1 rRNA gene is annotated in these 535 nt (G+C 60.9%); it reads right to left on the bottom strand.

What is annotated here, in order from left to right:
• Positions 1-535: ribosomal RNA gene (locus ACYQ0J_RS09930) — 23S ribosomal RNA — on the bottom strand; the annotation flags it as partial.

Genomic DNA, 535 nt, shown 5'->3' with positions numbered 1-535 from the left:
CTGCCACGGGTAGGCCGCATCTTCACGGCCAGTTCAATTTCACCGGGTCCCTCGCCGAGACAGCGCTCCGGTCGTTACGCTTTTCGTGCAGGTCGGAACTTACCCGACAAGGAATTTCGCTACCTTAGGACCGTTATAGTTACGGCCGCCGTTCACCGGGGCTTCGGTTCAGGGCTTGCACCCCTCCCCTTGACCTTCCGGCACCGGGCAAGCGTCGCTCCCTATACCTCCTCTTGCGAGTTCGCAGAGAGCTGTGTTTTTGGTAAACAGTCGCCAGAGCCTGTTCACTGCGGCTCCCTAGGGCTCATCACCCCAGAGAGCACCCCTTCTCCCGAAGTTACGGGGCTAACTTGCAAAGTTCCTTGGCGAGGGTTATCCCGCGCGCCTGAGTGCTCTCGCACCCGCCCACCTGTGTCGGTTTGCGGTACGGGTTCCCACGGGTTGTGCTTAGAGGCTTTTCTCGGCTCCCTGGCTTCGGGGGGTTGTCACCCTCACGGGCTTCCCCACCACGCAGAGCTTTTGGGGAGCGGATTTG

The sequence above is a fragment of the Thermus sp. FJN-A genome (assembly GCF_054655095.1).
The sequence above is the reverse complement of the archived record's forward strand: the minus strand, read 5'-3'. Positions and strand labels throughout refer to the sequence as shown.